Genomic DNA, 13,614 nt, shown 5'->3' on the forward strand with positions numbered 1-13,614 from the left:
CCACCGGCAAAGGCACTCTGCTTCGTCTGCTGCGCGCACCTGCCCGTCCCGGCGCCGGTATCTGTCCCGTGTCTGTGCGTCGACGAGTTCGCCGTGCGTCGCGGCCGGACCTACGCGACGATCCTCGTCGACATGAACACCCGGCGCCCGTCGATGTCCTCGCGGACCGCACTCGCGGCCGGCTTCGCGAACGCCCTGGGGTAGGGGTCTGCCGCGACTGTGCCGGCTCCTTCCGCGACGGTGCCCACGCCGGTGCACCACAGGCCCGGCAAGTGGCCGACGCCTGGCACCTGCTGCACGATCTCGCCGACGCCGTCGAGTGCGTCGTCGGACAACACCGCGCTGATCTGCGCGAACTCCTCACGGTCCGGGCCGACCAGAACGGCATACACCAACCCGCAGGCATCCAAGCCTAAACCCGGGTGAACTGGACGGGCACGGACGGCTTCGGCCGCTGGTGGCCCGCACCCGCGAGCGCCACCAGCAGTTTGACGAACGCATCGAACGCGGCGACAGCCTGCGAGGCATCGCCGGGAGCTCTGCCTCAGCCGCGGCACCGTCCTGTGCTTCGCCCGCGCCGACGATGTCCAACAACTTCTCGGCGCAGCTACCGACCGCCCGAGCATGGTCGACGACTACCGGCTCTTCCTGCATCACCGCTGGATGAAGGGTTGCACCAACGCTGCCGCACTCACCCGGGAGATCCAGGAGCTTGGCTACCGTGGAGACGTCAACACCGTCCGCCGCCACCTGCGGCTCTACCGCACCGGGACGATTCCGGCGGAATCCCGCTGCCCGATCCAGCAGGAAGTGGCCTTCTACGTCAGCGAGTCCGCGTTCGATCCCCAGCCTCCGCCGTTCTCAGCGGATGGGGGCAGGCCAGGTGCTTCCGTGAGGCGGGGCAGAGGGCCCGGACGGTGGGTGATCTCGTAGTCGTGGGCGAAGCGGTTGGCCTCCACCGCCGAGCCGGTCATCCGGTGCAGCCAGAAGCCGTAGGCCACCGACATCATCTGCTGGTCCGTCAGGTGCAGCACCCACCGCCGCGCCGCATGGTCACACCGCGCGGTGCGCACCTGCTCGACCAGTCCTTCCGCCAGCGGCACGCGTATCTGGTCGGCCAGGCTCACGAACATTCGCAGTGCTGTCATCTGCGACGGCCTCAACTTCACGAGTCGCCGTCCCACGGACTCCTGCTCCGAGGTGGTCGAGGGGCGGGGGCGAGATCGCGAGTACAGCAGGAGGTCGTGTCCGGCTGGGGCTACGCGGGCCGCCCACAGGACGGGGGTACCCTCCCAGGCCGAAAGCTCCGCCCGGTCCTCCTTGCTGGCGATTTCCACCAGGCCCCGGTCCGTGAGCGACCATACGCTCTGCTTCAACGGCAGCACATCCGCAGCCAGCAGCCAGCCGTGAACCGATGCCCGGGTTCTTTCGTCCAGCACGCCGAGCACAGAGAGAACCTCCCCGCTCCTCACAGCCGCCCCCTTTTACGCATGGATACGTGCTCGTGAGCTTCAACGAGGCGGGACTAGCGGAGGAAACGATCAGCAACGCCTCCCGACCATCGCGGAGCGAACAAGCCATCGGTCCGAGAGGGCAGTTGAGCATCTTTCGGGAAATGGGCGAAGAACGCGCCTCACTGTGTCTTCCTCCGCGTGTCTTCGCCCTGATCTCGACTCCCCCTCCGCTGCGAAGCCCGCAGCACCCAGTAGAGATCCTCTGCATCAGCGGTGATCCGCCACGAGTTCAGCACCCCCAACGCCGCCAACTGCCCCAGTACGTGGGGGAGTTCTGCAGGCTGGACACCGCACTCGTGTGCTGTCCGGTCGACTTCATTCAGTCCGTGGCCGGTTTCGGGGTGACTGTGTGCCGTGAGGTAGACGCTCATCAACTGCGGGAGCGGACCGAGCAGCCCGGCCCGGCTGGGACAACTGGCGCGCAGTGCCCAGTCCGCCGCGTGGCAGCGGTCGGGGCGGGTGGGTGCCTGGCCGAGGAGCGCGGCGTCCAGCAGTACGGCGGCCACCTCGTCGGTCCCGTGGTCGGGGATGAGGCGCAGCCATCGCGCTTGTTCCAGTTCCTGCCAGGGGCTCGGGTTGCCGCCCAGTCGGAGGCTGCGCAACAGGCCCAGGGGGAGGCTGACCCTCATGCTGGCGTTCATGCGCAAAGCACACTGAAGGGCGATCAGTCGGGTGGCGGGTGAGGCTCCGGGCGGGAGCGCGGCAGCCAGATAGGTGAGCATTTCCCGGACCCGGGTTCGCCCGTCCTGCTCACTGCGCCGCCGCTGCCGCCGTCGGCGGGGCGGGGTCGTTGTCGGCTGCGGGATGCGCAGGGCGGTGTCGGGGACCACGGCGGCGTGGGCTGTTGCTGCGGCGCAGGCGGTGCAGGTGTCGGCGAGTCGCCATACCCGGCCTCCGCGTTCGCAGGCGAGAAGCAGTCGGACGGGGCCGGAGCAGCTGCGGTGGCGGCGGTGCCAGCGGCAGCCTCGCTCGTGGCACTGGCAGATCCTCAGGTGGGGTGCAAGAGCGTCGCTGCGGGCGTGCCGGGCGAGGTGGGTAAGGGCGGCCGCGCGGGCGGATGACGCTGTGATGGGGCCGCTTCCGGGGCACTGCTGGCAGACGACGGTGAGCCCGCCGGTGTGTGAGCGCAGTTCCACGGTCCAGGCCCGTGGTGTCGCGGGGCACAGCGCGCGCAGCCTCATGGGCGGGTGCCCTCCTCTCGATGCCTGGCGGCGGCGGACACCGTAGTGCAGACCTCTGCCCTTCAGTGGCTGCTACCACCTGGGCAAATAGGGCAGAGGTCTGCACTGACAGGGCAGGGGTCTGCACCGTCGGATGGATGGGTGACGATCTTGCCGCCCGATCCGGACCTCAACGCGCTGCGGCTGGAGCTCGCGCGTCTGCGGGCCGTGCGCGGGTGGACGTACGACGAGCTCGCCGCCCGCAGCGGCCTGGCCAGGCGCACGGTCATCGAGATCGAGCAGGGCCGCACCATCGGCACCCTGAAGACCTGGCACGCCCTCGCGCACGCCCTGGGAACCCCGTTCGAGCAGCTCTTCGCCACGCTGTGCCACGACCACGACCAGCCCGGCCCCGCCAATATCTGACGCCCCGCACAAGGCCGTCGCAGATCACCTGAAACGGCGACGCCGCACCGAACACCCGAGCGCCTCTCCGTACACCAGTTGCCCCGCTGAGGGCTGATCGGGCGACACTGCGGTGCCAGTTCCGCACGTGCGGCGTGTTGGCTGGCAGGTTCGCTCGCATGCGATCCCGGCCTTCGTCTTCTGTCAGGCACCGGGACGGCAGCCCGGTTGCCGTTCCCGTGCATCATTCACTGCGGGTGTTCCCCGGTGGCGGCAGCCGTCTGCTGCGTTGCGGCCAGAACGGCCGCTGCCGCGAGTGCGGCAACCGGATCGAGTGGTACCAGCGCAGTGACGAGCGGATGGTCCGTCTCCATCCGCACGAGCTGCCGGCCGCCGCGGTCCCGGCCGCCTGCCGCTGGCACGTCAGCTCCGGTGTCGCCCATCCGGCCGGGGACAACAGCAGCTGGTGCCGTCTTCCGCACGTTCTGCTGTGTCCCGCACGGGATGCCCCGGCGGGAGCCATCGGCCTGGCGGGGCTGCGCAGGGCTCTGGCCGTGCACACCCGCCGCATGATCGACACCGGTGCTTTCGTCCCGCCGGCCAGCCCGCCGAACGAACCTGCGCCGCAGTCGGCCGCGTGCCGGCCGGCCCGGCCGATCGTGCAACTGCTGTATGTCCGTTACCTGGCCGCCTGCCCCATCGAGGCGATCCGGTGTGTTGCCCGGACCCGGCGACGCGACCGCTGTCCGCGCCCGCTGCTTGCTCCTGAGACTCCTGCGGGGATCTGGACCCTGGTCCCGGCCACAGCAGCAGCCGGCCAACTGGCGCTTCCGGCCGACGTGATGGCCCTCTACGACCTCAGTCCGCTCCCCTACGTTGAGCAGTTGCGCTGGCGTGCCCAGCGCTGCCCGCAGCACGCGGCCAGTCCGACGGTCCCCGACCTGGCGGTGGCCGACTGGGAGCCCTTCGACCCGCTGATCCACCACGAGCACATCCACGCCCGCCTCCCCGCCGCCGGCCGCCGGAGGCCGTCGGGCCGCGGACCGAAGGCGGTGCGGTGATGATGCGGCACCACGCCGTCGAGATCCTGCTGACCCGGCCCCTCTCCCCCAGCGAGCTCAAACGCGCCGGCCGCAACGTGCCGCTGGCCGTGAACGCCGACCGCACCCGGCTGATGGCCCTGCAGCGGGCCCACGGCCCGGGGAACGCTCTGCACACGCTGCGGCGCCGCCTCGACTCCCGGCTGCCCGTCGACGTCCTGAGCACGCACTACGCGGACCGCGACGGCCAGGTACGGCTCAACGTCGCGTTCAGCCGGAGCGACATGGCCGCCATCCGCCGGATAGCAGCTGCGCGGGGCCAGCGGCCGGCAGAGTTCCTCAGCCAGCGGGTGACCGCGGCTGCAGCAGCGCGGGAGCGTGATCGCCTGCATGCGCTGGAGAGGCGGCTCGAGGCCCTGCTCGCCGACCACACGCTCGACGAAGTCCTGGCCTGCGCCGGCCACGTCCTGAGCCGACACCGCCGAACACCCCGCTGACACAGCGCCCCCTGCGTCATCCCCGTCACACGCCCCGGACATGCATGCCGTCCTCTGTCCTTCGCGGAGTCCTAGTTGCCTACGCCCACCGACGAACAGGCCCACGCCGCCGACGCCTTCCGCGCCGGCCACCACCTCGCCCTGCAAGCCGGCGCCGGCACGGGCAAGACCACCACGCTCGCCCTGCTCGCCACCAGCACCCAGCGCCGCGGCCGCTACCTCGCCTTCAACAAAAGCATCGCCCAGGACGCCGCAGCCCGCTTCCCCCGCACCGTGCAGTGCAAGACCGCGCATGCCACCGCATACGCGGCCCTCGGCCACCGCTACACCGGCCGTCTCAACAGTCCCCGCCAGCCCGCTTGGAAGACCGGCCAGGCGCTCGGCATCACCCGGCCCGTCCGCATCGGCGAGCACGAGATCAGCACCAGATCGCTGTCCTACGCCGTGCTGCGCACCGTGACCCGCTTCTGCTACTCGGCCGACCGCGCCGTGGGCCGCCACCACGTCCCCACCCTGCGCCGCCTGGGAACCCCCGGCGAACACGCCCAACTCGCCGAAGCGGTCCTGCCGTTCGCCCGCCGCGCCTGGGCCGACCTGCACAACCCCAACCAGGGAGTGGTTCGCTTCGAGCACGACCACTACCTGAAGATGTGGGCCCTGACCGAGCCGCAGATCAACGCGGACTTCCTCCTGCTCGACGAGGCCCAGGACACCAACCCCGTCCTGGAACAGGTCTTCTCCGCCCAGCGCGACCATGCGCAGCTGGTCATGGTCGGTGATTCCGCCCAGGCCATCTACGGCTGGCGCGGCGCCCGCGACGTGATGACCGGTTTCGACGCCGTGCAGCTGGCCCTCACACAGTCCTTCCGCTTCGGCCCTGTCATCGCCGAACAGGCAAACCGGTGGCTGGAGCTCGCCGAGGCCCCCATCCGGCTGACCGGCAGCACGGCCATCGCAGCGGAAGCCAGCGATCTGGCCCGGCCGGACGCGGTACTGTGCCGCACGAACATCGGTGCCATGACCGAAGTCATGCGCCTGCTCACCGAGGGCCGGCGCGTCGCCCTGACCCGCGGCGCACAAGCCCTGGCCGCACTGGCGCTCGCCGCCCGCGACCTCCAGGAAGGACGCCCCACCACCCATCCCGAACTCGTTCTCTTCGGTTCCTGGGGCGAGCTGCAGGAGTACGCCGAACACGACCCCGCCGGATGCGACCTGCAGCCCTTCGTCAACCTCGTCGACACACACGGCCCCGACGCCATCCTCACCGCGATCAACCAGCTCACCGACGAGAAGACCGCCGACGTCACCGTCTCCACCGCCCACTCCGCCAAGGGCCGCGAATGGCCCACCGTGCGGATCGGCGACGACTTCCCCCCGCCCAAGGACACCGACCAGCACGACGCCCAGGGCCGCCCCGTCCCCGAACCCGTCAGTGACACCGACGCCCGCCTCGCCTACGTCGCCGTCACCCGCGGCCGCCACCTCGACCTCGGCGGCCTCTCCTGGATCAACACCCACCTCGCCCGCCTGTCCGGCTCTTGAGTCAACTCCCGGTCACTCAGGCCCTGTTGCGGCATCACCTGCTCAGTCGCCGCATCGCGCCGTTGCCCGCCTCCACAGCCACCGGGTTATCCGCGGGCAGGGGCTGCGGCAGACGCAAAAACCGTCAAGACGGAACGGCGCTCGTCGTCGAGCATGACCTGGGTGGCCAATCCGGCAAGAAGACGCGTGCCGGCATCGCCCGGCTCCGGTCTCCCGCCTTCGAGCACTGCCGTACCCGGGTGACCTCGATGCTGCTGTCATCAGCGTGATCTTGGAAGACCGAATGCACCAAGCCACAGGTACAGTTCTGCTCACCCTGAGTCGAGGGCGCCGGCTCCTTCGTAGGCTGGGCACCAGATGATCACCGACCCGCAGCGGTCACACACGCCGGCCTGCGTTTCCGACTCACTTTGAATCACACGTCAGTTCCAGTCCTTCCACGGCCAGGCCGTCGTCGCGGAGAACACCGACCCGCCCCCGGACATCCTCGATCGGGCGCAGGTCTACATGTTCAGCCGCGAGGCCCATGGCCAGCGCTTCGGGTTCTTCCCGCTCACGTCTTCGTCTTCGCCGAGGCAGTGATCAGATACAGCGGCTTGGGCTGCTTCCTCCTCAGGTCCGGCCGCCCGGCCGGCGGCTGTTGACCTGAGCGGCCCCTCCGCTCGGGCAAGTGCTGTTACTGTGCCCGGAGTTGAGCGATGGGCCTGTGCGCCTGCTGTGCCACGCTCGCACCCCGGCCTGCCGCAGGCCCTGCGTTCAGCGTCTTTTGCGCCTTGTCGACCTGCGCGGAGGCAACATGACAGCACGTGCGCCTCTTCCTCTCAGCGGCACAGTTCCCGCAGCCGTGGCGGACCGGGTGCTCTTGCAGGTCGGCCATCGGCGCGCGGCGCGCTACCGAGGTCGGGTCGATCCGTCCTCGAGCGGCCTGGTATTGACCGGGGACGGGGCGCTGACCAAGGCCGTCCAGCTGCGGGAGGACGGCTTCGATGCCGCCCTGCTGGTCGACGAGGCCTGTTATCGCGTCGCTGCGGCCAGCGAGGAAGCGCCCTTCCCGAGCCTGGACAACGGGCCTGCGCCGCTGTTCGGGGATCCGCTGGAGCACCTGATGCTGGCTCACCTCGCGTTCGCCGACCTCGCCGTGACGCCGACCGGGTATCTGCACGCCGGGGCCACCGGCGCGCTTGAGGCGGCAGCGGCACGGGTGACGTGCCTGGGGGACCCGCGGGTGGTGTTCGCGGTGCCCGTCGACGCCAGCTGGCTGCATCCGGGACCGCTGGAGTATCTCGCCGAGGTGCTGCACCGGGTCGCGGGGCCGAAGGCGGTCCTGGTGGGCGGCCGGCCGGATGCACGAGGCGGGGCGGCGGGGCTGGCACGGCTGCTGGAGCTGGTGCCGGGCGTCGGGGTGCTGCGCGCGGGCCTTGGTGCTTTCGGCGGTCTGGCGCGGGGTGCTGGCTTCACCGCGTTCGGCGGCGACGGCAGCATGCGCCACACCGTGCCGCCGGCGTCGGCGCAAGCGGCATCGGGGGGCGGCCCGGGCAGCCCGGCCGTCCTGTTCCCGGAACTGATGGACTTCTTCCTCGGGCTCACTTTGGCCAAGCGGTTCGACGGCGAGGCCCCGGCCTGCTCGTGCGAGGAGTGCCGGGGCGAGCCCTTGGACCGGTTCACCAGCATGGCGCAGCAGATCCCGGCCGCCGGGCACAACGCGTGCTCGCTGATGGTGTGGGTGCGGCAGCTGCGCGCGGTCGACGCCGCCGACCGTGCGGCGTGGTGGCGGCAGCAGTGCCGGCAGGCGCTGGACAGCTCGGCGGTGTGGAATGCCCGGATCCAGCAGCTGCCGGGGTTCACCGCCTCCCCGGACCTGTCCGCGTGGGCCGAACTGCCCGCGCACCGGGCGGCGCAGCACGTCGGCTGACGGGGCGTCAGGGCAGGCGGGCGTGGAGCTGCTCGGTGAAGTGCCAGGCGACGGGGGTATGGCGGCGGGGCCGGTAGGGCTCGGGCGCCAGCGTCCAGGCAAGGCCCTCGGCGGTCGGTTCGAGGATGCCGATGCCCAGGTAGGCGGATCGCATCAGCAGTTCGTCGCGGGCGTGGGCGGGCGGTTCGACGAGCAGGGCGCGGCGGGCGAACGGCTTGAAGCGGCTGGCGCGGGCCAATCCTTTCTCCCAGTGGGTGCTGCGGGCGCGGACGATGGCGAGGTCCACGGTCAGCGGGCGTACCGCTCGCCGGCAGACGTGTTCGCCGGTGAGGGTCACGGCACCGCGGGGCAGTGCGCGGATCTGTTCGCGCAGTGGGGTGGGAAGTGAGTTCAGCCGGACGGGGAGGTCGGCGGGGAGGTCGAGCAGGACCGTGAGGTCTGCGATGCCGAGTTCGGCTGCCCCCTGGGCGCGGCGGCGCTCGCATTCGAGGTGATCGCGCCGGTAGAAGACGAGGGTGTTGCGGCTGCCCTCGATGGTTGTCTCGGCCAGCTGCGCGCCCTGGCCGACCAGGGGGGCCGAGGCGTGCTGGACGAAGGCCCGTGCTCGTGCTGTCGGCGCCGCCATGCCGCCCCCTTTCGGCTCTGCTTGCGTGGTTGCTGACCGGTGCGGGCTAGGCCGCGCTGGGCGGTGCCTGGTGTTCTTGGAGCCGGGCCACGGTGGCGGCCAGCGACTGCCAGGCCTGGGCGCTGCCGCAGCACCGGTAAAAGCGCCGCCGCTGCCCGGCCGTGGGCGGGACCCGCTGGACCAGGCCGAGCGTGATCAGTGTGTGAACCGGCGGCAGGTAGACGCTCGCCGGCACCTGCCGGTCCATGGCCAGGTCCCCCAGGCAGACACCTCTGTCGCCGGCGGCGGCCAGGGCGGCGATGAGTTCGGCCCGGTAGCGGTTGCCGAAGACTCCTGCCGACAGGCGCCGCAACTCCTCCGCATGCTGCATGATTTATTTATCGCGAATCGCGAATCACTTGTCAATAGGGGCGAGTTGGCGGCCCGCGGTGTGCCGGTGGCCGCCGCTCGGCCGGAGGCGGGCTGCCGGGCGGGCCTGATGCTGTCCGGAACGCGTCGTGCGGCAGGGGCAGCGGGGCGGGCGGTGTGCTATGAGGTCTGACGGACGTGTGGCCGCGTGATGCAAGGGGCGTTCATGGCACGGGAGTTGCGGGTTCTCCATCAGGACCGGTACGGGGTGCGGCGGACCCGGCCGGTCGAGCGGATGGCCGGTGTTCCGCTGGCTGAGCGGGGCGAGGTGTGGAAGCCGTCGCGGCATCCCTCGCAGCGCAGCATCGTCACCTGGTGGTGGGCGGCGACCACCAGGCGGCATGTGGGCTGCCGGTCGCTGGAGCGGCTGGCGACGGCGATGCTGCTCGACTTCCACCCGGGTGTGACCGGCTTCAGCGCCTGGTCGGGGCAGCTGATCTGGCGCGAGCGGGGCCGGGAGCGGCAGCTGGTGCCGGACTTCTTCGTACGCACCGCGGCCAGGGGCACGCTGGTGGTGGCGTGCCCGCCTCAGAAGGGGCCGAGCGAGAGGTTCGAGCGGCAGCTGGCGGTGCTGCGTGAGGCGTGCGGGCAGGCGGGCTGGCAGCTCGCGGTGCCGCGATTGCCCGGGGCGGTGGCGCTGCTCAATCTGCGGTGGGTCTCGCGGCGGCGCCATTGGCGGTACGGCGAGGCGGGCGTGGAGGCCGCGCTGAGCGAGGCCTTCGCCCGGCCGCGGCCGCTGATGGAGGGCGTGGCGCAGTGCGGGGTGCCGCGGATGCTGGCCCTGCCCCGGCTCTATCACATGCTGTGGCATCGGCGGCTGGGCGTGGACTGGGGTGTGCCGCTCGGTCCCGGGTCGCTGGTGGGGCCGCTGGGTGCGGGGGAACCGGACGTGGTACGTCGGCCGTTCACGACGGAGCAGCCATGATGGCGCCCTTGAGCGCGTCCGTGGTGGAGCGGGCGTCGCTGGTGGTGCGGCGTGCGCCGCGCGGAGTTCTGGTGCGCGGCGACCGGGTGCGCTGCCGCGGCAGCGTGTATGCGGTGGCCGGCCTGGACGGGGTGACGGTGTATCTGGTCCCCGTCGGCAGTGACCAGGCCCCGGTGTCGGTGCCGTTGGCGGTGCTGGCCGCCGCCGTGGACTTCGCGGTCCTGGACGATGCGGGGCAGCCCGTCGTCCAGGCCGAGTTGCCCGACTTCGCTGCCCTGGAGGGCGTCCCCGTCTCTGCGGCGGAAGCGGCGCAGGCGTGGTGGCGGGCGGTCATCGAGGTCGACACCGGGCTGCCGCCCGACGCAGCCGCGGGGGCGCGGCCGCGGCCGATGTACGACCCGGCCACCACGACGTTCATCGAGCGCTACCAGGCCAAGGCGGCGGAGCTGCATGCCGTGCTGGGCTGGTCGGTGTCCTGGCAGACGGTGCAGGCCAAACGGCTGGCGTACCGCAGGAAGCGCACCGTGGCGGTGCTGGTGGATGGGCGCAGTACCAAGCAGCGGCGGCTGTACGGGCTGACCGATGCGCGGGTGGTGGACCAGCTGCTGATGCTGGTGGACCGGCAGCGGCGGCGCATGGATACGCCGAGCGACGCACGCAAGCTGTTCAAGCAGCTGCGGCGGACGGTGCGCGCCGCGCACGGGGAGTCGGTCAAGGTCCCGGCCGAGCCGACGCTGTACAAACTGCTGCAGCGGCTGGGCATCGATGCCAGAGACCTGGGCGGCCGGGGCGGTCGCCGTCTGGCGGGCCCGGGGTCGGTGCCGCCGTTTTCGGTGACGTCGGCGACGATGCCGGGCGAGCTCGTCCAGATCGACTCGACCGATCTGGACATCTGGGTGCTGGGTGACGACGGTCAGCCGGCACGGGTGGAACTGACCTGCGCGGTGTGTGTGGCGACCCGCAGCATCATCGCCGCCGTGGTGCGGCCCAAGCAGTCCGGGCGGCGGGGCAAACGCCGCAAGGGAGGTCAGGGCGGCCTGGTGGGAGCGCCGCGGCGCAAGGGCCGGGCGACGAAGGCGGTGGATGCCTGCGAGCTGCTGGCCCAGGCCCTGGTGCCGGCACCGATGCGGCCCGGGTTCGACGCGGCCGTCCACGCCAGCGCCTCCGACCTGCCGTTCGAGGAACTGGTTGCCGTCGATGCCCGGTTCGCGCAGGCCGCGGCCCGGCCGGTGATCATCCCGGATCTGATCGTCATCGACCACGGCACGGTGTTCGCCGGGCGGACCTTCTTCGACGCCTGCGAGTACCTGGGCATCTCGGTGCGGCCGGCGCGCAAACGCACGGGCCAGGACAAGTCGATCGTGGAGCGCACCTTCGGAACCGTGAAATCGAAGTTCAGCCAGCACGTGAACACCTACACCGGCAACGATCCGGTGCGGGTGCGGCGGACCGTGGACGGCGAGCGGCTGTGGACGCTGGCCGAACTCGACGACATGCTCCAGCAGTGGATCGCGCTGGACTGGCAGAACACGCCGCACCCCGAGCTCGCCGACCCCTACGACGCCTACCTGCCCGAGCTGACGCCGAACCAGATGTACGCCGCCTGCGTGGCCGTCGACGGCTATCTGCCGATCCCGCTGACCCGCGACGACTATCTGCGGCTGCTGCCGACCGCCTGGGTGGGGGTGAGCAAGCAGGGCATCCGGTTCAAGAACCGCACCTACGACAACCTCGAGCGCGATCCGAAGAAGGGATTGAACCCCTGCCGCGAAGTCCGCTCCGGGCTGCAGGGCAGGAGAAAGGGCCGCTGGGAGCTGCGGTACACGCCCAACGACCTGTCGAGGGTGTGGCTGCGCAACCATGACACCAACGAGTGGGTGGAGGCGACGTGGGTGCACCAGCACCTGGTCGGGCAGCCGTTCACGCAGTTCTTGTGGGACATCGCCGCCTCCCAGCATCTCGAGCGGGGTGGCCGGATCATCGACGAGGAAGCCATCGCGCAGGCGCTCGCCGAACTGCTGGAGCGCGCCGCCGAGGGCCCGGACCGGACCGGACAGGTGCAGTTGCCCGACGGCTACACGCCCGTGCCGCCGCCGGCGCCGGCCGCGGCGTTCGACCCGTATGCGGGGCGCGACCGACTGGACCGCTCTCAACTGCTGGCCCTGGACGCGGAGTCGCACGGGGACCGGCTGGGCTCGGAGCCGGACGGGTATCCGCTGGCGCTGGACGACACCGGCCTGTACGCGGCCGGCCAGGCGCAGGCGGTCATCGACTGGGACAGCGGGCCGGTGGCCCCGGACGCCTCGCTCGCCGCCTGGGAAAGCGCCCCGGCCGGTGGGGCGGCTGGTGAGGGCGGTGAGGACCGGGCTGCCCGCTACCGGCGGATCATCGCCGACATCCGCCAGACGCACACCACCGACGAGGAGGACGGTGACGACGATGGTGACGGCGTGGCGTGAGCCTCGTGCCAGGCGATCTGGGCGCCCCCGGCGGGCCGGGATCGCCGACTGGACAGAGAGCGGGAAGGGGACTTCGTGATGGAGGCGGACAAGGCCGGCGAAGAGCTGCTGCTGGCCCGCATGAGCGAACCGGAGCCGATGTTCCTGGCCCCGCCGGCCCCTTTGTGGCCCGAGGACTGTTATGCCTGGCGGGCGCTGGCCGCCCGGCTGGCCAAGCCGCCGGATCTGGCCGACTGCGCGCCCGAGGGCACGAAGGTCACCGAACACGACCCGCGGCTGCTTTACCACGGGCACATGAACATCGTGGTCACGCCGGCGATCACCGAAGCCTTGAAGGTGGTGGCCGCGCGGGTGTCCGCCAACCGGCAGCGTGAGGGCGGCAAGGTCGGGATCATCGTGGAAGGCCCGCGCGGCACCGGCAAGAGCGCCCTGCTGCGGTGGATCGGCGTGCACTGGGAACAGAAGCTGGCCAAGCTGTACGGGCCGGACGAGAACCGCATCCCGGTGATCACGTTGAACGTGCCGCCGACGGCGCGCGGCATCCGCAACTGGGCGGGCGCCTTCGCTCGATTTCTGGGCCAGGCACGCGAGAGCGGAGATCCCACCGAGTCTGTCATCCGTACGATGCGCAGGGCCCGCACCCTGCTCGTCCTCATCGACGGCATCGAGCGGCTGCGCACCGCGGTGGAGGCGGAACTGGCGTTCCAGTACCTGGACATGATCAGCGAGGAGACTGGTGCCACGTTCATCTACTGCGGGCGCGGCGCACGCTCCATCGTCGACCCGCTCACTCGGGACAACGAGACGCCCCTGGAACCGAACGAGCAGCCGTGGGGCGATCACCCGCTGCTGCGCACCAGCCGGATCGGCTTCAGCGACGAGGAGACCCGCACGTTCGCCGTCATCGTCGACCGGTTCGACAAGAACTTGCGGCTGTACCGGCACACCCGCGGGGACCTGCTGGAGCTGTCGCAGGACCTGCACACCCGCAGCCGCGGCAACATGCGGATGCTGTCGCATCTGATCTGCCAGGCGGCGCAGGAGGCCATCCGTTCCAAGCAGGAGCGCATCACCCCCAAGCTGTTGGACTCGATCCCGCTCGGTGGTGTCGTGCACTTGTGACCTGC

13 protein-coding genes are annotated in these 13,614 nt (G+C 71.0%); 8 read left to right on the forward strand and 5 right to left on the reverse strand.

Annotated features, from left to right (window positions below; translation table 11 throughout):
* Positions 1 to 110: 110 nt before the first annotated feature.
* From ACZ7MG_RS41590 to ACZ7MG_RS41600, 3 genes are all read right to left on the reverse strand, one after another.
* A complete protein-coding gene (locus tag ACZ7MG_RS41590) occupies positions 111 to 395 on the reverse strand; it encodes a hypothetical protein (RefSeq protein WP_471395900.1) in 285 nt (94 codons plus the stop codon).
* 423 nt (positions 396 to 818) lie between these two features.
* Entirely contained in the window at positions 819 to 1,448 is a 630-nt protein-coding gene (locus ACZ7MG_RS41595; RefSeq protein ID WP_471395902.1) for a DUF6417 family protein, read from the reverse strand.
* 185 nt (positions 1,449 to 1,633) lie between these two features.
* Entirely contained in the window at positions 1,634 to 2,155 is a 522-nt protein-coding gene (locus ACZ7MG_RS41600) for a hypothetical protein (RefSeq protein WP_471395904.1), read from the reverse strand.
* Between the two features lie 681 nt (positions 2,156 to 2,836).
* Between ACZ7MG_RS41600 and ACZ7MG_RS41605 the strand changes: the two genes are divergently transcribed.
* From ACZ7MG_RS41605 to ACZ7MG_RS41625, 5 genes are all read left to right on the forward strand, one after another.
* Entirely contained in the window at positions 2,837 to 3,100 is a 264-nt protein-coding gene (locus tag ACZ7MG_RS41605; RefSeq protein ID WP_471395906.1) for a helix-turn-helix transcriptional regulator, read from the forward strand.
* 218 nt (positions 3,101 to 3,318) lie between these two features.
* Entirely contained in the window at positions 3,319 to 4,140 is an 822-nt protein-coding gene (locus tag ACZ7MG_RS41610) for a DUF6083 domain-containing protein (RefSeq protein ID WP_471395908.1), read from the forward strand.
* The gene (locus ACZ7MG_RS41615) at positions 4,140 to 4,616 is read left to right on the forward strand and encodes a hypothetical protein (RefSeq protein ID WP_471395910.1); all 477 of its coding nucleotides are present in this window, start codon (positions 4,140 to 4,142) and stop codon (positions 4,614 to 4,616) included. The genes ACZ7MG_RS41610 and ACZ7MG_RS41615 overlap by 1 nt, the downstream gene beginning before the upstream one ends.
* Positions 4,617 to 4,691: 75 nt before the next feature.
* Positions 4,692 to 6,158, forward strand: a complete 1,467-nt coding sequence (locus ACZ7MG_RS41620; RefSeq protein WP_471395912.1) for a UvrD-helicase domain-containing protein — start codon at positions 4,692 to 4,694, stop codon at positions 6,156 to 6,158.
* Positions 6,159 to 7,002: 844 nt separating this feature from the next.
* The gene (locus ACZ7MG_RS41625; RefSeq protein ID WP_471395914.1) at positions 7,003 to 8,070 is read left to right on the forward strand and encodes a hypothetical protein; all 1,068 of its coding nucleotides are present in this window, start codon (positions 7,003 to 7,005) and stop codon (positions 8,068 to 8,070) included.
* Between the two features lie 7 nt (positions 8,071 to 8,077).
* On the opposite strand, the gene ACZ7MG_RS41630 is transcribed toward ACZ7MG_RS41625, so the two are convergent.
* Both ACZ7MG_RS41630 and ACZ7MG_RS41635 read right to left on the reverse strand, forming a co-directional pair.
* A complete protein-coding gene (locus tag ACZ7MG_RS41630) occupies positions 8,078 to 8,695 on the reverse strand; it encodes a hypothetical protein (RefSeq protein ID WP_471395916.1) in 618 nt (205 codons plus the stop codon).
* 46 nt (positions 8,696 to 8,741) lie between these two features.
* Positions 8,742 to 9,065 carry a hypothetical protein gene (locus tag ACZ7MG_RS41635; RefSeq protein WP_471395918.1) on the reverse strand — a complete coding sequence of 108 codons (324 nt, stop codon included), beginning with the start codon at positions 9,063 to 9,065 and terminating at the stop codon, positions 8,742 to 8,744.
* A gap of 204 nt (positions 9,066 to 9,269) precedes the next feature.
* Between ACZ7MG_RS41635 and ACZ7MG_RS41640 the strand changes: the two genes are divergently transcribed.
* The 3 genes from ACZ7MG_RS41640 to ACZ7MG_RS41650 all read left to right on the forward strand — a co-directional run bounded on the left by ACZ7MG_RS41640 (position 9,270) and on the right by ACZ7MG_RS41650 (position 13,609).
* A complete protein-coding gene (locus ACZ7MG_RS41640; RefSeq protein ID WP_471395920.1) occupies positions 9,270 to 10,028 on the forward strand; it encodes a TnsA-like heteromeric transposase endonuclease subunit in 759 nt (252 codons plus the stop codon).
* An 8-nt stretch (positions 10,029 to 10,036) separates the two neighbouring features.
* The gene (locus ACZ7MG_RS41645) at positions 10,037 to 12,487 is read left to right on the forward strand and encodes a transposase (RefSeq protein ID WP_471946761.1); all 2,451 of its coding nucleotides are present in this window, start codon (positions 10,037 to 10,039) and stop codon (positions 12,485 to 12,487) included.
* 78 nt (positions 12,488 to 12,565) lie between these two features.
* The gene (locus ACZ7MG_RS41650) at positions 12,566 to 13,609 is read left to right on the forward strand and encodes an AAA family ATPase (protein ID WP_471395979.1); all 1,044 of its coding nucleotides are present in this window, start codon (positions 12,566 to 12,568) and stop codon (positions 13,607 to 13,609) included.
* The last annotated feature ends 5 nt before the right edge of the window (positions 13,610 to 13,614 follow it).

Source organism: Streptomyces sp. NPDC107538 (genome assembly GCF_055657445.1).

Bases quoted from the DNA above. Each gene is read 5' to 3' on its own strand.
- ACZ7MG_RS41600 (WP_471395904.1), bottom strand. From the start codon at position 2,155: ATGAACGCCAGCATGAGGGTCAGCCTCCCCCTGGGCCTGTTGCGCAGC.
- ACZ7MG_RS41615 (WP_471395910.1), top strand. From the start codon at position 4,140: ATGATGCGGCACCACGCCGTCGAGATCCTGCTGACCCGGCCCCTCTCC.
- ACZ7MG_RS41630 (WP_471395916.1), bottom strand. From the start codon at position 8,695: ATGGCGGCGCCGACAGCACGAGCACGGGCCTTCGTCCAGCACGCCTCG.
- ACZ7MG_RS41635 (WP_471395918.1), bottom strand. From the start codon at position 9,065: ATGCAGCATGCGGAGGAGTTGCGGCGCCTGTCGGCAGGAGTCTTCGGC.
- ACZ7MG_RS41640 (WP_471395920.1), top strand. From the start codon at position 9,270: ATGGCACGGGAGTTGCGGGTTCTCCATCAGGACCGGTACGGGGTGCGG.
- ACZ7MG_RS41650 (WP_471395979.1), top strand. From the start codon at position 12,566: ATGGAGGCGGACAAGGCCGGCGAAGAGCTGCTGCTGGCCCGCATGAGC.